This window comes from Oceanobacillus phoenicis, from assembly GCF_047238145.1.
GTDB lineage: Bacteria > Bacillota > Bacilli > Bacillales > Amphibacillaceae > Oceanobacillus.
Genome location: NZ_JBDFME010000001.1, coordinates 2,833,069 through 2,858,742, shown reverse-complemented (window position 1 = coordinate 2,858,742; position 25,674 = coordinate 2,833,069). Strand labels below are relative to the sequence as shown.

30 protein-coding genes and 1 riboswitch are annotated in these 25,674 nt (G+C 32.3%); of the genes, 23 read left to right on the top strand and 7 right to left on the bottom strand.

The window, feature by feature from the left end:
* Positions 1 to 8: 8 nt before the first annotated feature.
* Both ABC346_RS14320 and ABC346_RS14315 read right to left on the bottom strand, forming a co-directional pair.
* Entirely contained in the window at positions 9 to 245 is a 237-nt protein-coding gene (locus ABC346_RS14320) for a hypothetical protein (RefSeq protein ID WP_413235488.1), read from the bottom strand.
* A gap of 134 nt (positions 246 to 379) precedes the next feature.
* Positions 380 to 535, bottom strand: coding sequence for a hypothetical protein (locus ABC346_RS14315; RefSeq protein ID WP_413235487.1), 156 nt, complete (start codon positions 533 to 535; stop codon positions 380 to 382).
* 269 nt (positions 536 to 804) lie between these two features.
* Here ABC346_RS14315 and ABC346_RS14310 point away from each other — a divergent pair, with 269 nt between their 5' ends.
* Complete coding sequence (locus ABC346_RS14310) at positions 805 to 1,404, top strand: Cap15 family cyclic dinucleotide receptor domain-containing protein (protein WP_413235486.1); 600 nt, start codon at positions 805 to 807, stop codon at positions 1,402 to 1,404.
* Positions 1,405 to 1,410: 6 nt separating this feature from the next.
* Here the strand turns inward: ABC346_RS14310 and ABC346_RS14305 are convergent, their stop codons facing one another.
* Positions 1,411 to 2,304, bottom strand: coding sequence for a nucleotidyltransferase domain-containing protein (locus tag ABC346_RS14305; RefSeq protein WP_413235485.1), 894 nt, complete (start codon positions 2,302 to 2,304; stop codon positions 1,411 to 1,413).
* 667 nt (positions 2,305 to 2,971) lie between these two features.
* Here ABC346_RS14305 and ABC346_RS14300 point away from each other — a divergent pair.
* The 9 genes from ABC346_RS14300 (at position 2,972) to ABC346_RS14260 (ending at position 9,316) form a co-directional block, all read left to right on the top strand.
* A complete protein-coding gene (locus ABC346_RS14300) occupies positions 2,972 to 3,784 on the top strand; it encodes a hypothetical protein (RefSeq protein WP_413235484.1) in 813 nt (270 codons plus the stop codon).
* A gap of 79 nt (positions 3,785 to 3,863) precedes the next feature.
* Positions 3,864 to 4,289 carry a hypothetical protein gene (locus tag ABC346_RS14295; protein ID WP_413235483.1) on the top strand — a complete coding sequence of 142 codons (426 nt, stop codon included), beginning with the start codon at positions 3,864 to 3,866 and terminating at the stop codon, positions 4,287 to 4,289.
* Between the two features lie 227 nt (positions 4,290 to 4,516).
* Positions 4,517 to 5,389, top strand: coding sequence for an SAV1803-related protein (locus tag ABC346_RS14290; protein WP_413235482.1), 873 nt, complete (start codon positions 4,517 to 4,519; stop codon positions 5,387 to 5,389).
* Positions 5,390 to 5,594: 205 nt separating this feature from the next.
* Positions 5,595 to 5,945 (top strand): hypothetical protein, encoded by a 351-nt coding sequence (locus ABC346_RS14285; protein ID WP_413235481.1) that lies wholly within the window; start codon positions 5,595 to 5,597, stop codon positions 5,943 to 5,945.
* Positions 5,946 to 5,961: 16 nt separating this feature from the next.
* Positions 5,962 to 6,630: a peptide arginase family protein gene (locus tag ABC346_RS14280; protein WP_413235480.1), complete on the top strand. Its 669-nt coding sequence runs from the start codon at positions 5,962 to 5,964 to the stop codon at positions 6,628 to 6,630.
* Positions 6,631 to 6,658: 28 nt separating this feature from the next.
* Positions 6,659 to 7,522 carry a hypothetical protein gene (locus ABC346_RS14275; RefSeq protein WP_413235479.1) on the top strand — a complete coding sequence of 288 codons (864 nt, stop codon included), beginning with the start codon at positions 6,659 to 6,661 and terminating at the stop codon, positions 7,520 to 7,522.
* Positions 7,523 to 7,566: 44 nt separating this feature from the next.
* Positions 7,567 to 8,163 carry an HIRAN domain-containing protein gene (locus ABC346_RS14270; protein WP_413235478.1) on the top strand — a complete coding sequence of 199 codons (597 nt, stop codon included), beginning with the start codon at positions 7,567 to 7,569 and terminating at the stop codon, positions 8,161 to 8,163.
* Between the two features lie 557 nt (positions 8,164 to 8,720).
* Entirely contained in the window at positions 8,721 to 8,942 is a 222-nt protein-coding gene (locus ABC346_RS14265; protein ID WP_413235477.1) for a hypothetical protein, read from the top strand.
* A 179-nt stretch (positions 8,943 to 9,121) separates the two neighbouring features.
* Positions 9,122 to 9,316 carry a hypothetical protein gene (locus ABC346_RS14260; RefSeq protein ID WP_413235476.1) on the top strand — a complete coding sequence of 65 codons (195 nt, stop codon included), beginning with the start codon at positions 9,122 to 9,124 and terminating at the stop codon, positions 9,314 to 9,316.
* 325 nt (positions 9,317 to 9,641) lie between these two features.
* Here the strand turns inward: ABC346_RS14260 and ABC346_RS14255 are convergent, their stop codons facing one another.
* Positions 9,642 to 9,770: a hypothetical protein gene (locus ABC346_RS14255; RefSeq protein ID WP_413235475.1), complete on the bottom strand. Its 129-nt coding sequence runs from the start codon at positions 9,768 to 9,770 to the stop codon at positions 9,642 to 9,644.
* Between the two features lie 457 nt (positions 9,771 to 10,227).
* Positions 10,228 to 10,404, bottom strand: a complete 177-nt coding sequence (locus ABC346_RS14250) for a hypothetical protein (protein WP_413235474.1) — start codon at positions 10,402 to 10,404, stop codon at positions 10,228 to 10,230.
* 868 nt (positions 10,405 to 11,272) lie between these two features.
* Here ABC346_RS14250 and ABC346_RS14245 point away from each other — a divergent pair.
* The 5 genes from ABC346_RS14245 (at position 11,273) to ABC346_RS14225 (ending at position 16,659) form a co-directional block, all read left to right on the top strand.
* Positions 11,273 to 12,145, top strand: coding sequence for a TraB/GumN family protein (locus tag ABC346_RS14245; RefSeq protein WP_413235473.1), 873 nt, complete (start codon positions 11,273 to 11,275; stop codon positions 12,143 to 12,145).
* 148 nt (positions 12,146 to 12,293) lie between these two features.
* Positions 12,294 to 12,902, top strand: coding sequence for a hypothetical protein (locus ABC346_RS14240; RefSeq protein ID WP_413235472.1), 609 nt, complete (start codon positions 12,294 to 12,296; stop codon positions 12,900 to 12,902).
* A 587-nt stretch (positions 12,903 to 13,489) separates the two neighbouring features.
* A riboswitch (cyclic di-AMP (ydaO/yuaA leader) is annotated at positions 13,490 to 13,649 on the top strand.
* A gap of 59 nt (positions 13,650 to 13,708) precedes the next feature.
* Positions 13,709 to 14,386 (top strand): potassium channel family protein, encoded by a 678-nt coding sequence (locus ABC346_RS14235; protein WP_413235471.1) that lies wholly within the window; start codon positions 13,709 to 13,711, stop codon positions 14,384 to 14,386.
* The gene (locus ABC346_RS14230) at positions 14,387 to 15,721 is read left to right on the top strand and encodes a TrkH family potassium uptake protein (protein ID WP_413235470.1); all 1,335 of its coding nucleotides are present in this window, start codon (positions 14,387 to 14,389) and stop codon (positions 15,719 to 15,721) included. It begins immediately after the preceding gene.
* Between the two features lie 98 nt (positions 15,722 to 15,819).
* Positions 15,820 to 16,659: a peptidoglycan DD-metalloendopeptidase family protein gene (locus tag ABC346_RS14225; RefSeq protein WP_413235469.1), complete on the top strand. Its 840-nt coding sequence runs from the start codon at positions 15,820 to 15,822 to the stop codon at positions 16,657 to 16,659.
* A 156-nt stretch (positions 16,660 to 16,815) separates the two neighbouring features.
* Here ABC346_RS14225 and ABC346_RS14220 read toward each other — a convergent pair whose 3' ends face one another.
* Both ABC346_RS14220 and lexA read right to left on the bottom strand, forming a co-directional pair.
* Positions 16,816 to 17,076, bottom strand: a complete 261-nt coding sequence (locus ABC346_RS14220; protein WP_413235468.1) for a hypothetical protein — start codon at positions 17,074 to 17,076, stop codon at positions 16,816 to 16,818.
* 121 nt (positions 17,077 to 17,197) lie between these two features.
* Entirely contained in the window at positions 17,198 to 17,821 is a 624-nt protein-coding gene (lexA, locus tag ABC346_RS14215; RefSeq protein ID WP_413235467.1) for a transcriptional repressor LexA, read from the bottom strand.
* Positions 17,822 to 18,106: 285 nt separating this feature from the next.
* Between lexA and ABC346_RS14210 the strand changes: the two genes are divergently transcribed.
* The 8 genes from ABC346_RS14210 to ABC346_RS14175 all read left to right on the top strand — a co-directional run bounded on the left by ABC346_RS14210 (position 18,107) and on the right by ABC346_RS14175 (position 25,606).
* Positions 18,107 to 18,745 carry a YneB family resolvase-like protein gene (locus ABC346_RS14210; RefSeq protein WP_413235466.1) on the top strand — a complete coding sequence of 213 codons (639 nt, stop codon included), beginning with the start codon at positions 18,107 to 18,109 and terminating at the stop codon, positions 18,743 to 18,745.
* Between the two features lie 85 nt (positions 18,746 to 18,830).
* Positions 18,831 to 19,064, top strand: coding sequence for a DUF896 domain-containing protein (locus ABC346_RS14205; RefSeq protein WP_413235465.1), 234 nt, complete (start codon positions 18,831 to 18,833; stop codon positions 19,062 to 19,064).
* Between the two features lie 84 nt (positions 19,065 to 19,148).
* On the top strand, positions 19,149 to 21,149 hold the full coding sequence (gene tkt / locus ABC346_RS14200) for a transketolase (protein ID WP_413235464.1): 2,001 nt from the start codon (positions 19,149 to 19,151) through the stop codon (positions 21,147 to 21,149).
* A gap of 156 nt (positions 21,150 to 21,305) precedes the next feature.
* Positions 21,306 to 21,764: a sporulation inhibitor of replication protein SirA gene (sirA, locus tag ABC346_RS14195; RefSeq protein ID WP_413235463.1), complete on the top strand. Its 459-nt coding sequence runs from the start codon at positions 21,306 to 21,308 to the stop codon at positions 21,762 to 21,764.
* A 158-nt stretch (positions 21,765 to 21,922) separates the two neighbouring features.
* A complete protein-coding gene (locus ABC346_RS14190; protein ID WP_413235462.1) occupies positions 21,923 to 22,381 on the top strand; it encodes a DinB family protein in 459 nt (152 codons plus the stop codon).
* Between the two features lie 134 nt (positions 22,382 to 22,515).
* A complete protein-coding gene (locus tag ABC346_RS14185) occupies positions 22,516 to 24,213 on the top strand; it encodes a methyl-accepting chemotaxis protein (protein ID WP_413235461.1) in 1,698 nt (565 codons plus the stop codon).
* Between the two features lie 160 nt (positions 24,214 to 24,373).
* A complete protein-coding gene (locus ABC346_RS14180; RefSeq protein WP_011066077.1) occupies positions 24,374 to 24,598 on the top strand; it encodes a YneF family protein in 225 nt (74 codons plus the stop codon).
* 303 nt (positions 24,599 to 24,901) lie between these two features.
* Positions 24,902 to 25,606, top strand: coding sequence for a cytochrome c biogenesis CcdA family protein (locus ABC346_RS14175; RefSeq protein WP_413235460.1), 705 nt, complete (start codon positions 24,902 to 24,904; stop codon positions 25,604 to 25,606).
* The last annotated feature ends 68 nt before the right edge of the window (positions 25,607 to 25,674 follow it).

The window sequence follows — 25,674 nt, the reverse complement described above, 5'->3', positions numbered from 1 at the left end:
GGGCTTTACTAAAAAAGATCATCCAATTGATCGTGCGAAGTAGTTCGGCCGTATTTTATATCTGAAATCAACTTTTCAAAATCCTCACGTAACTTAACAACGTTAGTTGCAAGACTACCATCATACCCTGCATGAGTTATTTCAGAAATCCTTCCGTTCTCCATTTGCGTCAACCTATTCCTAATATCAGCTAATTCAAACGAGTATAAGCTTTCAACATCTAATACAACTTTATTATTACTCAAATATATTCCTCCTTAATAAGTGTAATAATATTCTAACATTTTATTGACTTAATTAATAGATAATAGTACAATATACCCAAGTATTGAAAAAGTACTTCAGGAATAGAGCCCTGCCTATGGTGGGGTTTATTTTTTTATCTATTATCCTCACCATCCACATCTGGTGGATGGTAAGTGGTATCACTCCACGGATATTCTTCATTTTCTAGTTTAACCATATTCTCGCCGTACATATAAGACTGAATAACTCGTTTTGTTCCTTCTCTTAATTCTTCAGAAGTAAACTCCATAAATTCACCATCAACCACATACTTACCTGTGGATCGTTTTCTAATGATTAAATGATGCTTTAACTCATAAAAATCTTTTTCAGCCTTATTGTAGAGGAGTATTGGCAGATAAGGGACTAAAACAGAGAGAAATAATTAATCAACATAGTTAAATGAACAATTTCTATTATAAAGTAACCATAATTCTGCCGGTAAGTTATAATAGTAACCAAAGAATGGAAGAGAACTGTATCTTTTTTTATAAAACAGCATGGAAAGGAGATCTATTTATGTATAATGAAAAGCTATACTATCGTTACTTAATAATACTGGGTATACTCATATTCTTAATTATTTTTTATATACAAGGTGGAGAACTAGAGATTTCATTATTTGCTAATGTATTTTCTGCAGCAGGTATAACATTAATTATTGATATGTTCTTACTCAAATTTGTATTTTGGAAATGGTGTCCACATCTGTTTTATAAAGCCAAAATTACAAATATTCCTTTCTTAGGAGGAGATTGGGAAGGGGTTTTAAAATCTGATTTTATTTATCCTGATACAGGAGAGAAAGTGCCACCAATACATGCTAAAATGAAAATCGAACATAATTTTGATAGTATCAATGTTAATTTAGAAACTAACCAATCATATAGTAACAGTTATGTAGCAGGCATTGATGTAAAAGGTAGTCAAAAATTCCTCTGCTATTTATATGGAAATGAAGTGGATCAAAATAGAGAAATGAACCCCAAACATGATGGAGCAACTCGATTAAGAATAAAACATGACGGAGAGTTAATACTAGAAGGCCATTATTGGACAGGGAGGAACACTTCTGGCTATGTGGAATTTAAAAGGAAGACTAAAAACTCCCTTAAATAAGGGAGTTTAACTAAACATATAATTTTTAGCATCTATTAAGAATTTTCTCGTTTCATATACTGTGTACTTTCGTCCTGAATGGAATAAATACAACAAGTCAGATACTTCGCCCCAATCTTTACATTGTTCATGTTTAGCGGTATTGTCAATTAAATAGTTAAAACAAGCTAAAACATCATCTGCAAGCAGATTATGGCCAAAGTAATTATTAGGCACATTCCAAATTAAACATTCTATTAAAAAAGAAGAAATATTGGTATGCTCATCCTTCACTTGAGCCATGCTATATCGAATTCTTTTTATTATTCTAACTACCTTTTTATATCTTTTTGAAGTAGCTACATTTTTGTTTTTTCCATTTTCGTAGTGTTGAACAGGATAGTTTTCTACAATGTTAGAATTGTCTTTAGGGATAAATGCAGTACCTGTAATAAAATTACCATTTGAATCATACCGTCTATGTTCCAAGCAAGGTACAGCATCAGCATCTACACGATGTGAATTGGAACGAATTTTTATAGATTTATTTCCAAGTTCTACATTTTCATAACCAAATTTTGCGGATAATGCTTGATAAACATCTTCACGATACGTACAGAATTTATAATCTGATTCAACATGTCCAAACTCATCTTTACCTTTACCTGATGGGTAATCAGCAAAGAAAGGATTTCTAAGTACAACCGCAACGTCCACATCGCTATTCAATCTGACATTAGTGTTGTTGTGATATGACCCTTTAGGAATGAAATCTATTTCGAATGAATCTAAACTATTTGACATCCTCAAGGCATCTTTTATCATTCTAACTGCATTATCACATTTAACTTCTTCTGTTTCACTTGCAGGTTTTGACCAACTCTGACATGTTGCTTCTATGGTTGAATTGACTTCGAACAAAAAAATCCCCCCCTCCATTACATTCTATTAATATACTAAATTATAACACAATTCATAAATATTATGGTAGAGAATACCTAAACAAACTCTTGGGAGGTATAAAAATCCCGGTTGGCATTATTCAACACATTTTATCTTCTCAGACTAAGCTTTTACTGAACTAGATGATATAAATTCTATATAATCCGATAAGAAAAATTTAGGCTCCGTAAAGCCTTTTTTAATCAGATAAAATTGCTCTTTTATTCAATATTACTCCACACTATTTTATTTTTCTGATAAAATAGTCCCTAATGGGTTGATAATTGCTACAATAATTGCATTAATTTGGTGTGTGATATTTATCCTTTGGGTATTTGTAGTAGGATAAGGCTAGTATCTTACAGTGAAAGTAGTCAGTGAAATAGCTTTTAGATAACGGAGACATTTATTCAGATGTCTCTTTTTTGTTGTTTGAAGTCAAACGAAGCCTAAAAAGAGGTTAAAAATCAGTAATAAAAACTTTAAAATGAAATCATAAGTTATAAAAAAAGGGTTATTTTTCATTATTTTTGTATAATTCCAATCGTTTTTGTCCCTTTTTCTGAACTTAATGATATAATTGTCCTTGTTGTTATAAGGAGGGTAGTGATGTAGACCCAATAAAATTATAAAGGTGGGAAACATATTGAAAGTAATAAGATTAATTATTTTCACTTTAGCTGTACTTATATTATCTACTGACACTGTACTCGCAGACGAATTAACGCCAGTCGAAAACGCAAAGAAATCATTAACAAATGCTTTTGATGATTTGATTAATGGCAATACTCTAGGTTACTATAATCAGATTATAGATGAAAGATATAATGAACAAGAAGCACTAGAGTTGTACAATCTTGAAGTTGCTAATAATCCAATAGTTGACTATCGTATTACAAAATCAGAAAAGATTGATGATAAAACGTATTCGTTTGATGTTCTACACATATATAAATCAGAAGAACAAGTCATATATCCTATTACTGTAAAAGAGAAAGACGACAACTGGAAAATCTTAATTTCCGATACACCCCTAGAAATGGATGAATATAATGTTGTCAAAGAGACGAATGATGACTATTACAAAAATCAAGAATCAACAGGGCTGTACAATGAGAGTGGTCAAGGAGATGGAGATGGAATAGCTCCAATGTCTACCACATGGAGAACCTTTACGTATAATATGAAGTCGAGCGTTAGGTCAAGTGAGTTTGAAAGAAAACCACCAACTACAGGTCTTAGACTTAATATTAGAGAACAACATATGTTTGATGGCGGTGGTGTAAGGTATAAAGTATTTGGTCGTACTTCGACGGGTAACACAACCATAGGGAATAAGTTGATAAATGGTAATAAGAAAAATTATTCAGTCTCTTATTCATTAAGTACAAGGAGCCCTTCTTCATATACTCTTGAATTCATAGGCTTCGCACAGGGCAGTGGAGGGTATAATTATTAATTAAAATAACGGTCATTAATTTGACCGTTATTTTAATGTAGCATGCTATAATAAAGATAAAAAGGCAGGGATGAAGGAATTGAAAAAGAAAATAATTGCCATGATGTGTGGTGTTTTAGTTGTGGGTTTATTTGTTTTTATAATGAACAATGATAAAAACCATAGTCCTGACGAAGTATTAGATGATGCTCTTACTAAATTGAGTAAGCAAGATGCATATGGATTTTCTCGAAGTGTAATTGATGAGCGCTTTAAAGATTCTAATGAAGCTGTGTTATTTTATAAACAGGATATGGAAGAAAATCCTGTAGCTAATTATATGATAATAAAATCAGAAATGATTGATAAAGATCATTATGCCTTTACTACCATTAAAAACTTTGAGTCAGAATATACTGTTAAGGAGCCTATGGATGTAAAAATGATTGAAGGTGAATGGAAGGTTTATATAAGCAAAAAGCCTCTTAATGAGCATGAGTATGAAGTAGTGCAGCATGGAAAGTAGTGGTTTTCTACACAATCTGTAGAAATAACGTAATGCAAACTATATAATTTGAAGGGTTGCATTAATGATCATTTTCCAATTGTTTTTAATTGCAACTGGCATAGTTTTATTATGGCCATTATTTGCTGATAAAAAAATAACAGAATATATACTTAATTGTTGGCTTAAGCCTTAGGTTCTTTGATAATTGGGAGAGTAAGGGAAGCTAAGGATAAGAGGGATTATTATTGAGTAACTATAAAGAGTACTTGGAATTATTAACTAAAACTTATGATGAAGTAGTTAGCTTTTTACTTAATAAATACGGTGCTGCAAAAGATGATTATTTTAGGGAATCTTCATACCAACGATTTATGAATGGAGAAATAAAAAACATTACAAAAGGTAAAACAACAAGAACAAACGAAGGCTTACACTGTCATCATATAGATGAAATCAAATGGTTAAAAATATCTGATCAGAGTTTTGTGAAGAGGTATAATATTCCCTTTGAAACCCAAAGAAGTGACAGGCTGGTTTATTGTGATTTAATGGAACATACTATCTTGCATACATTAATTGCAAAAGAAACTTCTTCTAAATTTGGATTCCTTGGATATGAGGCGTATTTAAAAACAGATATTGAATTATGGTATCTTGATGAAATAATGCCTAGTCTAGAGTGGAAGAAAAGATGTTTCCATAAATCATTTTTAGAACCTCAAAATGCGTTTGATTTAATAAAAGAAATGCAAGAAAAACTAGGACAGAGTTATTATAATAACTTAGAAGATTATTACGAAACAAAAAAGAATATTGAAGAAGAAAAAAGAAAAAGACTACAACGACAAAAGCAAGAAGAAATAGACTTGAGAAATCGTCGTATAGCAAGTGCAAAGCAATTGCACCATAATAGTACAAGAGCTGACATAGTTACTTATAGCTATTTAATTCGTATAGGAGAAAGAGATATAATGGATTTTTCTAATAATCATATGACTCTTAAAGAATACGATAGCAAAATGAAAAAATATAGGAAAGATGAAATATTAGATGAACTTATTACATTTATAGAAAATGAACCTGAGCTTACCGAAGATGAAAGCATTGAGAAAATATAGGAAAGATATTAAGAAACGTATAAAATATACGTTTCTTTTTTAATGGATAAAATTACATTAAAAAATGATGTTTACCAGTGTGTTATTTAGGTTGTAAAAACTGCTAATTATTGTTTCTTTGGTCTAACCACATGATGCCAATAACAGTTTTATAGGATTATAGAACTATGGTAAAATATAGAAAACCAGTTGAAGGAATGATTAGATGAAGCTAGTAGCAGGGGAATATAGGAAAGATAATAATGACTTAGAAATTACTATTAAATCTGAAGACGGTATTGGCGATAATAATCTAAAGTTAGCAACCATTAAGTCGTTAGTTATGAATTCAGATTTAAAAATAGATTTCAAAGAGGATTATAATGAATTCGAAAAATTTATAGAAGAAGTTATACTAACTGCAACAGATTTAGAAGGTTATGAGCACTTCTATAGCATTGGTACTACAGAATTTGAAAAGACTTATAATGATTATGATGAATTAATTATTTCTAATAAGGCCAGAGTTCAGTATTTAGAATTTATAGTTGATAGATTAAAGAGTAAATATTATTAGAGACGGGAGAGGCATAATGGATATTTTTGATAATAATTTTAAAATTTATTTCCCAGATAAGAATATTTTTGTATCTAGAGATCACCACTGGGCTTTCGCTGCATGGGAAATAGCGAGATTAAGAAATTTAATAAAATCTGAAGCTTCTTTACTTCATATTGATTCGCATTTAGATTTTGTTGACCCTAATTATGATATTTTGGATGTGGAAATCAAAGAAGAAAGTGAAGCGTTAAATGTCGCATCAAATCTAAAGATATTTGACTTTATAAAGGCTGCACGTTTTGTTGGATTAGTCGATAAATGTTACATGGTAAGTGACGACAATGTAGGGATTACAAGCGAAGAAGCTTTATATACAGAACGCGCTTATACTTGGAATCATTATATGAAGGAAAAGCGAATGTCTTGGTTTGCCGAAGATGATGAGAAGGACTTAATAGTTGATATTGATTTAGACTTTTTTAACTTAAATAATATAAAAGGTAATGAAGATCCAATATTATTGCATGATCAAAAGATAGAACTTCAGTTGAATGAAATGAAGAACATGCAAGATTGGAAATTAACCACTGTTTCTCTTTCACCTGAATACTGTGGTGGGAAAGAACCATGCGAACATCTCTTTAATCTCTTATTGAAAGAATACGACTTAAGCTTGGGAGATGCAAAAGAAATAAAATAATCTTTTTATTGAAGAAAGAGGTGTATGTATGGATAGAAATACTATCTTTCAGTTGATTGAATTAGTAAATACGACGCAAAAAAGCTTGGCTGAAACAGCTTCCACTATAATTCCCATGGTTCAGAAAACTAATGATATTTTTATTGATATTACTCAAACAATTTCAAAAATGAGTTTCCCAGAAATTGACTATAATCAATTGATAGATACTATAGAAAATCTAAAAAGGGGTCTAATCGAATCAGAAAAAGATTTGCAAGTATTTAAAGTGATTATATTAAACTTAGGATATCCTCCTCATATAGGAATGGATATAAGAGAAATTAGAAGAATAGTTGCAGAATATCAAAATGATGCTGAACTAACTGCTGAAAACATTGATCACTATATGCGCAGCTACTATGACAGTAAGGAAATTTTAAATATAGGTAGTTCATGGGAAAGGAACCCTATGCTTAAGAGTCGATTGTCAATATTAAGAAACGTGCTAATGGCACATAATTTAGGCATGTATGGAGTATCAGTTCCTACTATAGTATCTCAGTTTGAAGGAGTTTTAGTAGATTCATACGAAATAAAAGGAATTGTTAATGGTAAAGTTATAGAAATAATTTTGGAGAACTTATTAAGGTCTGATGAAAGTAATGAAGTCTGGAGTTTTGACGATGAAATATACCGTTACTATGATAAAAATCTTTTAGTTAAATTTAAACATGGACAGGAAATACAATCAGATTTAAGTAGACATGCAATTCTTCATGGTGCATCGACAAGTTACAACAAAGAAACTACCTCATTGAAGGCAATATTATTATTTGATCACATAACTGAAAAACTGCTAAGTGTTACTGATCAAGATAAACAATTAGTGCAAGCAAAGCTTGTTAATTGAACTCTAATAAAAGATTCCTTTTAAATAGATGGGAGAGATTTGAAATGTTAAAATTTTTAACCTCGATTTTCAAAAAAGTAGATGAAAGTGCAGAAACTTCGAAAGAAAGCCAAACCTATGAAGCAATTCCGGTAAGCATTGCTTCAAATCAAAGGAAGGACGAAGCTGTGGAACGTCTGAACTTTAGAGTTCGTGGAATTTCAGTAGACGACAGGCAAAAGAGATTAGTGAAATTATTCAATAAGTACAAAAAAGAAGTGGGATTTGATTTTGAGCCATACGATGGTTTGAAAGCTAAGGAAATAAAAGAAGACTATTATGGCGAGAAAGTATATCAACACAGTAATTCAGGATTTTTCACTTGTATATTTGAAGATGAGCCAGACAATGAGTTTGATATGAACGCAATAAAAGTTCTAGTTTTAGATGATGAGGATGAAAAACATTTTGTGGGCTATATTCCTAAGGAGCTTTGTTCGAAAATTAAGGAGCTACGAAGCCAGTATAAGATTAAAATTGCTACCGGAATTGTTGGAGGAAAATTTAAATTGGCCAAGGAGGATGAAGAAGGGGAAGTAAAAATATACAATGGTCAAGATACCTATGGGTTAGAATTGCATCTAAGCTTCTGGGAGAATTAAGACATATAAGAGATAATACTAGAACATGTATACTTGAATTAGCATTAGATAAAATGATGTTTTTATTTGATTGTATTGATCATGAAACTGTTCGTAATCAATGCTGGATAAATAAAATATACGTAAAGGTATTAAATTAACATTTGACCACCATAATGACCACTTTTTGACCACTGGAAGATGATTAATCTTGACTTATCATGACTTATTATAAATATCCTAGTATAAAAACTCTATTATTTCAACGTTTTGATGAATTATGACTAATAAAAATATGTTCCGTACAACTGTACACCCTTGGGAACGCGAACAATATCTATCGAACTATTAAGGTTGATAGAATAAGATTTTGAAGGATTGATTTGGTGGGTGTGCATTTAAAATTTATCTTCGCACCCACGAAACACCCAAGAAAATAATTATTTTAAAATACCTTCCATGTATTTTTCAAATTGGGAGGTATTTTTTGTTTCTAATTTATTTGAAATGTGGGAATACACATCAGAAGGATTGTAAATAAGTCTATTACAAAGAATTGGAAAGGTGAGATTATTGACATGAATCTCACTTTTGGAACTCCTGGACTTTCAAAAAGACATCAATCCAAACTCAATTTAGCAGCTGATAGCATCAGCAACCTCTTAGAAGGTAAGACTCAGTTGCCATTTAATGCATTAGACAACGCTGTAAAACAAGCAACGGGAGCACCGCATAGCGCACAAACAGAGCTAGTATTCAAAAATGATATTAACACTGTTGATCCGTCAAATCCCAAATGAAATAATTGAAATTTGTTCGCACAAATCAAGATAGCTAGTTATCATGGGGAGCCGATACTCCCCATGGACACCACAGCATAGGGTTGTGGTGTTTTTATATTTGAGGGCAATAAGCGTTATTATTATGGGTAAATAATCCCTTCTCATAATCCGATAAAAGAATGTAGAGGGAGGGAATTATGACAGAATTAGAGGAATTAGAAGATGAGATAAATAAAAAGTTGAGTTCAACACAGGAAGTAAAAAAATTTAATGTTTCAGGTGTCTCATTAATAAGCTTAGAAAAAATTAGAGTTGAAGTGGCTGCATTCTACGAAAGAGAAAAAGCTCTTCCAATCTCAATGTCCATATATATTGTGAAGTCATTTTTCTAAGTAAACCATATTTTAAAGTTTTTTAAAATATAATGCGAAACCGATACTTATGATAAAGTAATACACACCAAGAATCCCCAAATTGTCAATTAAAGTTGTTTGAAATGGATTCCCGCTTACAAAGGTTTTCCATATTATAGAGACCAAACTAAACATAATTGGAAAGACTAAAAAGAATCCAATAAAGTATATCTTGAAGTTAGAGTTCATAATTATTACCTATCTAATCGTATTTTTATTTATCTAAATACATTTAAAAGAATAATATGATATAGTTGCTGACAAACTTAAAACATTTCCTCGTAAACCAATTGCTAAAAGAATTTTAGCTGCTTGCTTCCAAGCTTTTTTTTCCGAGAGCTGCCCAAAGGCCTCCAGTTATTGCCGCTTCAACAATTGCAATTCCAAAATGATCTTTCAAAGCATCAACCATACAAGATTTCCAACAAGCCAAAAGAATAATTTCTCCATTATCTGAAGATAAATTCTCGCTATCTATTATTTCTTCTAATTGGCTAAAATCTTCACTATCCCCAAACCTTCCTTCTAGTTTGTCGAAATCAAAACCAATAGTTTCATCATTAGAATCATAAATAGTTGCTTCTTCGAAAACGAACTCTAAATCATTAGCTAGTTCTTCGACTTCTTTATCATCATTTTGATCTTGCCAATGTAGAAATTGGTAGAGAAGTCATCAATAAAGTCATAGACATAAAGACTAACAGACTTTAAAACCACTTACTTTCAAAATGTCTCTTTTCATAAAAAGTCTAAAATTCCGAAGCAAATTACACTCTAACATATTGCACAGAGTAGTAACACATAATTTTACAAAAAAGGAAATATATACCAATAAATTAAAACTTTTTAATATAAAATGTGTAGATTTAACTAGCATTTGATTGGAAATTTTATCTATTATCCTCACTATCTACACCTGGTGGTGTATACCTCGGTTCTAACGGTATTTCCTTATGTTCAATATCAATCATGTTTTCACCATTAACCACATATTTACCAGTTGATTGCTTTCTAATGTTTAATTGATGATCTTGTATAACCTCACGTTTTAATTCATAAAAATCCATCTCAATAGCTTTAATAAGTGATTCATGCAAATCTAAATAAGGTGGTACAATCTTGAATTTGTTTTAGTCGTATAATTTTTCATTATGTTTTAAAGTGTTAATTGCTAATGGCATGCATATGTATTTTAGTACAAGATCATTCATTTAATCACCATCGTCTTTTTTCTGTTTCTTAGAATCAAATAAACCCAGTGCTACTGCAACCGCAATTGCAATAACAATCCACGAACCTTCCATTACTATATACCCCCTCTATTTATTATCCTCATAAGTGTAAAGATTTAGTGTGATGTCCATTTGAATACCTCTAATTAATCATTAATCATATCATTGAATCATCTAGCCATTTAAGAAAAGTATCTGTTTTAACTTTTGGATGCCCTAACTCTCTTGTTAGGGGAAAACCCTCTCTGTTAAACAGTTCATTACATTTCGTGCCGCTAATTCCTGTGAATTCCATGAATTGCGTTCTTGTCATTAAAGATGGTAGCGTTTGTTCTTTTTTTAGTTACTTTTGTATTTTAGGTAATAACTGTTTGGATACTTCTTTAGCAATCATTGATATTTCCTCATCGGGTAAAATTTATTGTAGGCATTTTATTCAAACCTATCTATATTATAATTATAACTTATCAGATAAAACAATAAAGTCTTTGTGGAAGAAATGATACCTATATATAATTTTGGTGAGCCACTCGAATAAGGGTAACTCATTTTTTACGCAACTTTTTTGCAAAATCCTCTCCTAACAGAAGGTAACAAAATAATATGATATAAGAATATGCCTAGTTTTTACACGTCGATTTATTTGACTTTACTGATTAATTGCACTACGTTGATAATGAAGTTATTAAGGATATTATAAGGTTTGAAGATTACCAATGGGGATGGTGACAAAATGACGTATGATTATGATGGAAATGGTGGATTGCTATGGAAGATAGTGAACGGTGAGTCAACTCTGTATGTACAGGGGATTATTCATGTAGGACATGAAAATTTCTATCCACTTTCAAATGAAATTGAAGAGGCATACGATAGTGCAAATGTAATACTCCCTGAAATTAATGTAGTAGAACCTGAAGTCAATGCAGAAGAAATCAATAAATTGGCGTTATTTAATGAAGGTATGACTTTGGATAAAGTGTTGTCACCGAAGTCTTTAAAGAAACTTACAGATATTTTAGAAGCGCAGGAGATATCTCTAGAGAACTTTAATAAATACCAACCTTGGTATATAGAGAGTATACTAGGGGCATTTATCAGGGAGAAAAGCGATTTAAAGCCTGAGTATGGTGTTGATTTATATTTCCTTAAACGAGCCATAGAAGATGGTAAAGAAATTATTGAATTAGAAACAGTAGAAGATCAATATAGTGTTTTTAGTAGCTACAATTTAGATACGCAAGTCAAAATGTTAGAACATACGATACAGACATATAAACAACAAGCTGATTGGATTAATCAATTAGGGTATAGCTGGGTACACAGTAGTAATAGTAGCAGTAAGGAAGAGCTAATTAATATTGTAACGAATGATCTGAATCGTGCTGATGATGAATATCAAAAAGAAATGAATGAAACTCGTAATATTAATATGGTAAACAAACTAGATGAAATACTACAAAGTGATAGTGGAAAGACCTACTTTGTAGTAGTCGGTTCTGGACATACTGTAATTGACCCAAGTATTCCAAGTAAACTTAGAGAGAAAGGATATAATGTTAAAAGTATCTATTAAAAAGATGCAAAAGATGAGTATATGCTGAAGACATGATGCTTAAATATAATTTTGGTGAACCACTCAAATAAGAGTGGTTTTTTTGAGTAGTATATAAAACCAAAACGAGATATGATAAAATTTCCAATTAGGATATGGAGGTTTTATCATGAAAGTTGTACATATGTTTAGTTTTTTATCATTGCTGCTTGTTATGCTAACAGGATGTAGTAATAATGAAAGTGCTTCACTAATAAAAGATCATAAATTTGGTTTGCATGCTCAAGGTGAATTTTATAGATTCAACAAAGCAGAACAAATAGGTATATATTCTACTGGTCCAATTACAATAGAATTTGAAACGGCGGAAACAATAAAAGGTAGCATGGGTACTAAAGTATCTTATTATGATAAGGAAGAATATAAAGATATGGAACTTTTAGGTGTTCATTTAAAATTTGAAGTAAATGATGAAGAAGTTGACTTGGATAAACTAAATTTTAGTAATGATGAAAATATACATTTGATCACTGATACTGGTGAAGTAATAGATCGACCTGATCAATCATTGAGTAGTATAATAGACATAGCAATTTTAAAAAATGCACAGATACAGGTAGCTGATTTTGAGCCACAACTTCGTATGTTTATTTTCCAGTTAGAAAAATCAACTGCCGAAGAAATTGAAGAAGCAACATTAATAATTGATGCTCCAGTCGATAGTGAAGGTAATACTGTAGGAGAAGCTTTAGAAATAGAAATTGACTTTAAAGAATAAATCAAAAATATTTTTTGAGCTAGTCTTATAGGAATCGGCTCTTTTTTATTGTAACTAAGAATAGAGAAAGCCATCGAAAATTTAGATAGTGCTTTAGACGAAGAAAATATAAAATAAAGAGGGGGGAATCCCTCTCTATTTTATTTCACCCACCCATGCAACACCCACCTTTACTTTAAATCCTGTAAAAGAGTAAGAATATTTATGTTCATGAATTCCTTAAATAAGCGATATTTTGATACTCAATGACACTATATAATAGGGCGGTACAGAATCCATACAACTGTACACCCTTGGCAACGTGAACAATATCTATCGAACTATTAATCAAACAATAATATGAAGCAAAACCGTTCATAAACATTATGAACGGTCTTTTATGTCTGAACATGTAGTATTTGGTGAATAAAATTCCGCATGTAATCATTGCATCATTTTGTATTAATACTCTTGAGTCGTCTCAGTATTAAATTCTCATAATTTTAGTGTATGTGCGTTTAAAATTTTTCGAATTATCTGTTTATTTAAGAGTGTATTGACTTTATTTATATTCAGGCGTAAATTCATTGTTAAAACCAAATATGACGCCTTTTTAGTCGCTGAAACTGTTGCTTATATATTGCTCAGTGCGGGGGAACCATTTTTGACAAATGTAACACTTGTCTAGGGGTGAATCTAGATTATAGATGGGATACCTTTATGTCCCTAATCCGACAGCTAACCTCGTAAGCGTCATAAGGAGAAAAGGTCTTATTTATAGACCATTTCTTTGTAATGGTTTTTTTACTGTCAAAGGAGTGGTGAAAATGCCAAAAAGAATTAGTGGGAAGAAGAAACAATTTGTTGTAATTGGCTTAGGTAGCTTTGGAGGAAGTATCGCCAAAGAACTTTATCATTTAGGATGTGACGTGCTAGCTATTGATAAAGACATTGAAAAGGTTAAGAAGTACATTCCGTACACGATGCATTCCGTTCAAGTAGATAGTACGGATGAAGAAGCTCTAAATAGTCTTGGAGTCTCGAATTTTGATCATGTAGTTGTAGCTATTGGAGATAATATTCAATCAAGTGTATTAACAACTTTAATTCTTAAAGAATTGGGAATAGAAAAAGTATGGGTTAAAGCCGAGAATATACATCATCAAAAAGTGCTTTCAAAAATCGGAGCAGACTTAGTTATACATCCTGAATCAGATATGGGGTTAAGAGTAGCGCATAACATGGCTTCAGAGAAAATTGTTGAATATATAAATTTATCAAATGAATACAGTATTGTGGAATTAGTCGCCTCGAAGAAAATTCATAATAAAAGCCTATTAGAATTGGATTTAAGAGCAAAATTTGGCGTGACTATTCTAGCGATAAAAACAGAGGAGGGAATCAATGTCTCTCCGCTACCTGATGATATTATTCCAGAAGGGTCCATTCTAGTAACCATGGGTAGTAATCAATCTATACGAAAATTTGAGGAAAAGGGGATATAGATGATGACTCGATTTCCAATCTTTTGGAAGATTTCACTTACTCCTCCTCAAATTATAACTTTAGGATTTATAGTAGTAATCACTGTAGGTACATTTTTATTAACTTTGCCGATCGCAACATCAGAACCAATAAGTGTGATAGATGCTTTGTTTACAGCCACCTCAGCGACTACTGTGACAGGATTAGTGGTACTTGATACAGGTACGGAATTTACACTGTTTGGTCAAATTGTGATTATGGTACTTATACAACTAGGTGGCCTAGGATTAATGACTTTTGCGATATTGATAGTCTTGCTCTTAGGTAAGAAAATCGGATTGCGTGAGAGAATACTTGTGCAGGAAACATTTAATCAATCAACTCTTGGTGGATTAATAAGGCTCGTTAAATCACTTTTAATCTTTACATTTTCTATGGAATTAATGGCAACTATTTTGTTATCCATTCGATGGGTCCCGGTATATGGGCCAGGATTTGGTGTGTTTACTAGTTTGTTTCATGCAGTTTCTGCGTTTAATAATGCTGGATTCTCGCTATGGCCTGATAGTCTTATGGGATATGTAGGGGATCCAGTAGTTAATATTATCATTACTTTCCTTTTTATTGTTGGAGGAATCGGTTTTACGGTTATTTATGATCTGATCAAGACAAGAAAATTTCATCAATTATCATTGCATACAAAATTAATGATAATTAGTACATTATCAATTAATATTCTTGCTACTATTGTTATTTTTTTACTTGAATATACAAACTTTGATACATTGGCTAATTTAGCTTTGGATGAGAAATTATGGGCATCCTATTTTCAAGCGGTTACACCTAGAACTGCCGGCTTTAATAGTCTGGATATAGGAAGTATGAATCCCGGTACCTTAACTTTAACAATGTTTCTTATGTTTATTGGTGCAGGGAGTGCTTCTACCGGTAGCGGTATTAAATTAACTACGTTTATCGTTATTGTTTTAGCTGTACATGCTTACCTAAGAGGGAAAAAAGAGGCTGTAATATTCAAACGTTCGATACCAAATCATGTAGTTCATCGGGCTTTAGCTATTACAGTAATCAGTTTGTTAATGGTTACCATCGTGATATTTATATTATCAATAACGGAAAATGGTCCTTATCTTCAAATTATTTTTGAAGCGTTTTCTGCATTTGGTACAGTAGGATTATCTATGGGATTAACTAGTGAATTAAGCGAAAATGGAAAACTACTTCTATGTATATTGATGTTAGCAGGAAGAATTGGACCAGTTACCTTAGCTTTTGCTTTGGCGAGAACTGCTAAAGGTAATATACGATACCCAAATGGTGATGTATTCACTGGATAAATCATGATGTAATAGAAAAATAGACATATTATTTAGGTGGCTAGTCCGGTCGGGCAAGTCACTTTTTTCATTAAATAGTAGAAAAGGAGGAGAGTTATATGCCATTTAAAGATTACAGAATAACATCCCCATTTGGATATAGAAGAGATGTTTGGACAGGTGATGGATTTACGTTTCATACAGGGATTGACTTAGTTAAATACCATAAAGCAAGTATTCAAGCATTTACAGAAGGAAAAGTTATTTTTGCTGGTTTGGGTAGAACTGGTACTGGCTTGGGTGGTTTTGGAAATGTAGTACTTCTTCAAGATAAAAATAACCGGGGTCAATTATATGCTCATCTGGATAGTGTTTCGGTGCAGCGTGGTCAATTTGTGAAGAAAGGGCAAGTAATAGGAAAACAAGGGGATACAGGAAAGACGACTGGATCTCATTTGCATTATGAGGTACGTAAAAAAGCGGAGAGTCAACCTCCATATGGGTGGACCTCAGATAGGGCGAATAATTGTTTAGATCCTACGAAATATTTACAAAACTATAATGATAATAAGAGTATCATTCAGGATATTCAGTCTGGATTAAATCGTAAATATAAGACAGGTATAGCCATTGATGGTATAGCTGGCCCGTTAACAATCAAAGCAGCAATCAAAGGATATCAAATAGAATTAAATAAACAATTCAATGCAAAGTTAAACGTTGATGGTATGTGGGGGCAGAAAACAAAAGCTGCTACGGTAACGGTAGCAAGTGGCGCTAAAGGAAATATTACGTGGATACTTCAAGCGATGCTTTATATTAATGGAGAAGATCCAAAAGGATTAGATGGTATTTTTGGTACCAATACAAATAATGCAGTAAAATCTTTTCAACAAAAAGAAAGTATCGTCGTTGATGGAAAAGCGGGTAAAGCTACTTGGGAGAAAATATTTCAATAATAGAGTATTGTATAACGTCAAAACTAGATAAAAAATTCTAACTTTGACGTTTTTTTATCCCACATATAACGGGCGGTAATAACTTATTGAATGAAGAATTTCTTTATTTTAGAGTTAGATTTGGTTGATTCAATCTCCTAAATGCCTTTTGTAAAACTAAATAATGAAAACAGTTACTTGATACCATAAAGCTAATCCAACTAATAATCCCGCCGCCCCTATTTTTAATATATTTTCCTTTGACTTTATTTGTTTCGTCTCCATAACTTCTAATATCGTAACAATAATTAAAATGATACATAAGAAAGGTAATGTTAAGAAATCAACGTATCTCGTTAAATAGTATATTCCTAGAATGATTGCAATTATGGCTGCAGGAATATAAAAGCCTCTTCGTTTCAAAATGTTTTCAGACACCTATTATTCACTCCTTCCGCTAACTATTACTATGTTATTAGTATTGAAGTGAAAATATGTACAACTATTTATACTCAGTAAAAAAGAGTTTAGCTAAACTTCGATAGCTAAACTCTTTTATTTAATGAATATTTCGGTATAAACCAATAACTTTTCCAAGAATGGTTACATTTTCATAAAATAGAGGTTCCATTGTAGCATTTTCTGGTTGAAGTCGAATACGTTTATCTTCTTTAAAGAAGCGTTTAACTGTCGCTTCATTTTCTTCAGTCATTGCTACAACAATCTCTCCATTTAATGCTGTGTTTTGTTGTTTAACAATTACCATATCACCATCTAAAATGCCAGCCTCAATCATACTTTCACCATCAATTACAAGTACAAATACATTATCGTCTGGTCCTGCACTTGAACTTGGAATCGGAACAAATTCTTCGATATTTTCAACTGCTGTAATCGGTATTCCTGCAGTAACCTTACCAATTACTGGTGCATATCGCGCTTCGTCTTTGGGAAGCTGCTGTTCTATTTCTGGATCAATAATTTCAATTGCTCTTGGTTTAGTAGGGTCTCTTCGTATATATCCTTTATTTTCTAATCTTTCCAAATGTCCGTGAACAGTTGAGCTGGAAGCGAGTCCGACTGCAACGGCAATTTCTCGAACAGATGGTGGATATCCTTTTAACTTAACTTCGCTTTTAATAAAGTCAAAAATCATTTGTTGTCTTTTTGATAGTTTCGTCATCAAACGTTCACCTCTAGCATAGGTTTTTATTAATGATAGTTTATCATTTTACTATAAAATAAGCAAACACTCGTTCTAATTTTTTATTGACAAGATCATACGTTCGGTATATACTTTAACCAGATAAGAACAACTGTTCGACAAATGGATGAAAGGAGCTTTTAATCATGCTGAAGAAAATTACTAGAACCGATGCATTCTATGTGGTAGCATTTGCTTTAGCGCTCGCTTTTCTATATTTCTCTATGGTAACGAGCGGTTAATGGAAACAGGAGGAAGTTAGGATTGAAAGCAGTAGTATATTGTCGAGTCAGCACGGATAAACATACACAAGAGTCGTCATTGATACGTCAACGAGAGGAATTGCAAACATTAGCAAATAAGCTAAACTTTACGATTGTTGATTGTATTGAAGAACAAGCAAGTGGTTACGACATCGAGCGAGAAGGACTTTTTCAACTTCTCGAATATTTTTCCAGTAAAGAAGCAGATTGTTTATGTATTCAAGATGAAACTCGATTAGGCAGAGGGAATACAAAAATAGCGCTATTTCATCAATTAGCTAAGCTAGATATCCCAATATATACGGTAGCTCACGAAGGTGAGTTAGTATTGAATGAAGCGGATTCAATGGTATTACAAATAGTGGGAATAGTAGAAGAATATCAAAGAAAAATACAAAACATGAAGATAAGAAGAGGTATGCGTAGAGCAGTACGCGAGGGATATCGTCCGGAAAAAAATCTAAAACAAATCGATCAGTCCCCAGGTAGAGATCGATCGGAAGTTCCTATTGAAGAAATTGTTCGATTAAGGCAGAATGGGTTAACATTTAATGAAATTACAAAGGTGCTCAATGGTTTAGGTTATGCCGTTTCAAAAGCTACTGTGCACCGTAGATACCAAGAATATCAAAATACTTGAATCTAGGTTCGAGGTAGAGTACGATAAGAGGCAGGATGTGAAATCCTGTCTTTTTTCATTTTTAATAGGTGGGGAGGTTGACACCATGTTATCTAAGGATAAATTAGAGAGAATAAATGTTTTGTCTAAAAAGTCCAAAGCAGAAGGATTAACAACAGAAGAAAAAGCAGAGCAGAAGAAGCTTCGTGAAGAATATTTAAAGAATGTACGTAGCTCTTTCAATAACCAGTTAAAAACAATGACAGTTATTGATCCAAAAGGTAATGACGTTACTCCCCAAAAGCTTCGTGATTATCAAGATAGAAACAAAAAACATTAAATTCTATTTGTCATGCTTGTTGTAATGATAATTTCAATATAGAATGTAGAAGTAAAGGCTTTATTTTTGAAAGGGGTAGACAAAATGTCAGGCAAGGTAGAACAATTATCAATAAATACGATTCGTACTTTATCTATTGATGCAATTGAAAATGCAAACTCAGGACACCCTGGATTACCAATGGGTGCAGCGCCAATGGCGTACACATTATGGACAGACTTTATGAATCATCATCCAAAAAATTCAAAATGGTTTAACCGTGATCGCTTTGTATTATCTGCGGGACACGGATCAATGCTTTTATACAGCTTATTGCATCTTTCTGGATATGATGTATCTATTAAAGATTTGAAAGAATTCCGTCAGTGGGATTCAAAAACTCCTGGACATCCAGAAGTACATCATACTGATGGTGTAGAAGCAACTACAGGACCTTTAGGACAAGGTATTGCAATGTCAGTAGGAATGGCAATGGCAGAGGCACATTTAGGTGCAACATTTAATAAAAATAATTATGGTGTAGTAGATCATTACACATATGCCTTGGTTAGTGATGGCGATTTAATGGAAGGGATTTCTCATGAAGCAGCTTCCTTAGCAGGCCATTTAGGATTAGGTAAATTAATCGCACTTTATGATTCTAATGATATTTCTCTAGATGGAGATTTAAATCGCTCCTTCTCTGAAGAAACTGAAAAACGTTTTGAAGCTTATGGTTGGCAAGTACTTCGAGTAGAAGATGGAAATGATGTTAACGCTATTCGTGAAGCAATTAAAGAAGCTCAAAGCAATACAGATCAACCAACACTTATTGAAGTGAAGACTGTTATTGGATATGGTTCTCCAAATAAATCAGCTTCTGCTGCTTCACACGGTGCTCCACTTGGAGAAGATGAAATAATATTAACAAAAGAATTTTATGAGTGGGAACATGAATCATTCCATGTTCCAGATGAAGTTTATGCTGATTTCCAAGAAAAAATCGTTAACGATGGAGAGAAGAAAGAAGCTGCATGGAACAAGTTAGTTGAAGAATATAAAGAAGCTTATCCTGAGTTAGGAAAACAATTTGACTTAGCGATGAACGGCCAACTTCCAGAAGGATGGGAAAAGGAACTTCCGGTATATGAGCCTGGAAGCAGTATTGCAACTCGTGCATCTTCAGGTGAAGTACTAAATGCAGTAGCTAAAGCAGTTCCTAACTTCTTTGGAGGAAGTGCAGATTTAGCTGGATCAAACAAAACAACAATAAATGAAGAAGGCGACTTCACAAAAGAAGATTATTCTGGTCGTAATGTTTGGTTTGGTGTACGTGAACATGCTATGGGAGCGGCATTAAACGGAATGGCCTTACATGGAGGATTACAAGTATTTGCAGGAACATTCTTCGTATTTAGTGATTACCTTCGTCCAGCTGTTCGTCTAGCAGCTATTATGAATATGCCTGTGAACTTTGTGTTTACTCATGATTCAATTGCAGTTGGTGAAGATGGGCCGACTCATGAACCAATTGAACAATTAGCATCATTAAGAGCAGTGCCGAACTTATCACTTATTCGTCCTGCAGATGCTAATGAAGTACAAGCTGCATGGAGATTAGCTCTTGAATCTGAACATCAGCCAACAGCGCTTGTTCTAACTCGTCAAAACCTTCCTACACTAGAAGGTACGAAGGAAAATGCGTACGAAGGTGTGAAGAGAGGTGCTTACGTAATTAGTAAATCGGAAAAAGAAACTCCAGATGCACTATTACTAGCAACTGGTTCGGAAGTTCAATTGGCAGTACGTGCGCAAGAAACATTAAGAGAAAAAGGTATCGATGTTCAAGTCGTTAGTATGCCTTCATGGGATCGTTTTGAAGCTCAAGAAGAAGCATACAAGAATGAAGTACTACCAAAAGAAGTAAAAGCTAGAGTAGGAATTGAAATGGCAGCTTCATTTGGATGGGAACGTTATGTAGGACTTGAAGGAAAAGTAATCGGTATTAATCGTTTTGGTGCTTCTGCAAAAGGCGAAAAAGTTATTGAAGAGTATGGATTTACAGTAGAAAATGTTGTGAAACATGTGGAAGACTTATTAAAATAATACTTCCATTTAGAAGAAAGACGATTCCGTTAAGGTTTCGTCTTTCTTTTTATGATTTTATTTGGATTCGACAAAAGAAGAAGTTATTTGCGAACTAATTTGACAACATTTGAATGTCTACCTTTCTATAATAGTTAATAGAAGGGGGAATACGGTATGAATGCATACTCTATTTATTGGATTAAAGAACCAGTGGCAAAAAGCTATTTTCATAAGAGTGATTTATTGCATCGATTTTTTAATGAATATGAGAACGACCCCGAAAGAAATTACTTGAGTAAACAATTTTCATTTATAACACAGAAATTTCATTTGTATAAATTTGCTATGCATCTAAAACAGTTCTCATCACCAAACATATACGTAAAACGAATAGGAAACCGAATTCAAATAAAACGAGATCAAGAAGTGTTATTTCTTTATGTAGAAAATGGAGGATTATCGTTACGTTGTTCCAATCTCGAAGCTGCTGTATCGATTTTATTTCCTGTATTAGAAGACATTCATCCTTTCTTTTTTGTACAGGGACAAGATAACAAGCATTTTGGATGGATTTCTCCAATGACCTATGATAATAAAAATGAGTTACAACAAGTATTATACTCTTATTTATAGCTGATTTAGCAGAAATGGGATATTGTAAATAATAAGAACGGAATTATAATCTAAGTAAATTTAGGTTATAATTCCGTTTTTTTTGTACGGGTAAAGAAGGAATGCACAAAATTATGTAGAATAATATCTATTATTAATAGAGAATGGAGGTTAATCTTATGAGAAATGAGCATCAAGTATTGTTTAATCAAGTAAGAACGTATCGTGATGACATTCTATCAGCGGTTGAGGATGTATCGGAGCATCAATCTGAAATCATACCAGAACATTTTAATAACAATATTCGTTGGAATTTAGGACATATCTATTTAGATCAATTTTTGTGGATTGAGACATTAACAAAAGAATATTCAAGTACTACAGAAGCGTTTAATAAGTGGTTTGGATTTGGGACGGCACCAAGTAATTTTACAGCGGAGACACCAAATTTTGAAGAATTAAAAGAATTATTAAAACAACAACCTACAGAAATTGAAAACTGTTATGGAGATGTGCTTACAAAAGAATTTCCACCGATTGAAATGGGAATGTATACAATTGAACAAGTGTTAATTCGAACGATTTTTCACGAAGGAATGCACTTACAAGCAATTTGGGATATTAAGAAACATCTGTAACGAGTAACTCAATATGCTTATCATCTTTACTTCATATAGTTTTATAAACCAAATATTAACATTAAATTAATAATATATTGGTACAATACGTAAGTATCAGGACTATAGAACTATTCGAAGGAGAGATGAGCTGCATGTTTTCATATTTAAAAAGAATATTAGAAAAGACATCCTTTAGGTTACGGTTACTTCTATTATTTATTACTTTAACTGTGCTTTCCATATCCGTGGTAGGAATTACTTCTTATTATCAAGCAAAAAATATTACCTTAAAAACTATAGAAGAACGACTGGTAAGTGAAACAGAACTTATGGGTTATATAGCTGAAAATTTACATTTTACATACATAAGTGATCCTGATTACTTTATGCAACAACTGAATTCAAATATACGAATGCAGAAAGAAAGGCTAGAATCAGATGAGATTGATTCAGAATATATGTATATACGTAATGGAGATGTTACTGCTTTTCCAGTTAGTGAAGGTGAGATACCTTCCATGCCTATTTCACTTGTATCTGAAATAGAAGAGATCGGAAATGGACAATTTACTAGAAATATTGATGGAGAAGCGTTTACGATTTCTTTTCAAAAAATGGAGGAAGTAAGTGGAAGTTATGTTGTATTGGTCCGTAACGCTTCTTTTATGGCTCCAATAACAAATATGGGTAACATATTAGTACTTATAATTCTTGCTAGTGTTCTTATCTCTGTGATTTTTTTGATTAAGTTTATCAGGTCATTAACAACTCCATTAACTGATTTACAAGAAACGATGAAGGAAGTAAAAAAGGGGAATTTCATAATTTCTTCACCTAAGACAACGATTCCTGAAATTAAGTCCTTACATTACAGTTATGATATTATGATGAATTATATTCAGCATATGCTTCAAGAATTGAAAAGAAGTACGGTCTCATTACAAGCAACTGGAAACCAGTTGAAAAGTTCATCTACACTTACATTACAATCGAGTAAAGAACTAACAAATTCCATTTCAATTGTAAATAAGGGATCAAAACAAACAGCAAGTAGTTCGAAAATCAACTTGAAAACTACGGTAGAAATGAAAGATAAGATAGAAGAGTTGTTTAATAATATGAACAATATACTTCACATTTCTAAAAAAATGAATGGTACTGCAAACAGAGGAGAAAAAAGTATTAAAAAATTAATATCTACTTTTGAAGACTATGAAAAAGATGTAGATGAATTAACAAAAACGGTAGATGGGGTATTTCATCAATCATTGTATATTTCTGAGCTAGTACAGTTAATACAAAAAGTTGCAGAACAAACAAAATTATTATCATTAAATGCTTCTATTGAAGCTGCACGTGCAGGGGATAGAGGTAAAGGATTTGCTGTAGTAGCCAATGAAATAGGGAAATTAGCTGAACAATCTTCTGAAGCGGCTAGTAAGATCACTAACTCAATAGCTTATATGGAAGAGTTAACAACGAATGCATCTAATGAATGTAAGGAAATGCTAGTGAATTCAAAAAAAAATTTAGATATTGCTACTGGATCAAAAAGTGAATTGAATTACTTAATGTCGGACATTACTGATACGATAACTACTATTGAAGATATTCAGCGTGAACTTCATTCTTTAGAATCTTACTTACCTGTACAAAAAGAATCTTCAGAACAGCTTGCGGCTTTATCTCAGCAAACTTTGGCAAGTACGGAAGAAATGCTTAAAAATAATAAATTACAAAATGAACAAACAAGTAGTACACTTAATATAGGAATGGATCTCATACAATTGTCTATTTCGTTAACTAAAATAATAAATCAATTTAAATTTGAAAGTGACAATATAAAGTGATAGTAAATTTAGATGTGATTAATAGGAATGATGAAATAGCCTAGCTAGAGTATAATAGGAAATAGTATTTTTTAAGAGCATTCTTTTCGAAACCGTTGTATTCTTAACTGTAATCTAATATACTGTATTAGAGACAACACGAAGGAGGAAATTCAGTAACATGAGTACTATATGGGTAGTATTAATTGCAATCGCAGCATTGGTTGCAGGTGTTGCTCTAGGATTTTTTATTGCTAGAAAATATATGATGAGCTATCTTAAAAAGAATCCACCAATTAATGAGCAAATGCTTCGTACTTTAATGATGCAAATGGGTCAAAAGCCATCACAAAAGAAAATCAATCAAATGATGCGTGCCATGAATAACCAATCTGGTAAAGAATAAGTTCACTTACCATGTAAGTGAATGATTACATAGAGTTCATTTGGTATTATGTGATCAAGACTCATAGGAAGCCACTTTTAATAAGTGGTTTTTTATTTTTCATAAGATATTATAAAATTTACTGAAACAGCCAACAAGTGCTTACGGGCACTTGAGCTCTTGTTCTTTATTTTAGAAAAATGAAAGAAATCGCATGTCTTACTAAAAAATGAATAAAATGTATAGATATTGTCATAATATCTTCTTTTATTTGATAGTACATCTGTTAAAATAGAAATTGACTTGTTAGGGGGCAGTTAGCTTATGTCAGAAATTAATATTTTTCTTGCTTTTAGTGCAGGATTTCTATCGTTTATTTCTCCTTGTGTGTTACCGCTTTATCCAGTGTTTCTTTCATATATTACTGGAATGAGTATGAATGAAATTACAGATGACAATAAACGAATGGATAAAAAAGCAATATTACATACACTTTGTTTTCTAATCGGATTTTCTAGTATTTTTATCATGATTGGTTTTACAACCACTTTTATTTCTGAATTTTTAATGACCTATCAGTCAACAATTAGACAAGTCGGAGCAATACTTATTATTTTCTTTGGACTTGTCATTGTTGGTATATTGAATTTTGAGTTCTTAATGAAGGATCGAAAAATTCATTTTAAAAATCGTCCTGCCGGATATATCGGATCTGTATTAATAGGGATGGCTTTTTCATTGGGATGGACTCCATGTACAGGACCAATATTAGCAATTGTTCTATCGTTAGCTGCCACTCAACCTGATATTGGTATGATTATGATGATCAGTTATATATTAGGTTTTTCTATTCCTTTCTTTGTGCTTGCTTTTTTCATCGGAAAAATAACCTGGTTTAAAAAACATAGTCAGCTGTTAGTAAAAATAGGTGGCTGGATAATGATTTTTATGGGTATAGCATTATTCTTTGATTGGATGACGAAGTTAACTTCTTATTTAGCATCCTTATTTGGATTTTCGGGTTTCTAAACATACCATATCATGTATAATAGATTGTAGAAAAATTTATAGTAATCATTTTAGTTCAGCTTAGGGGA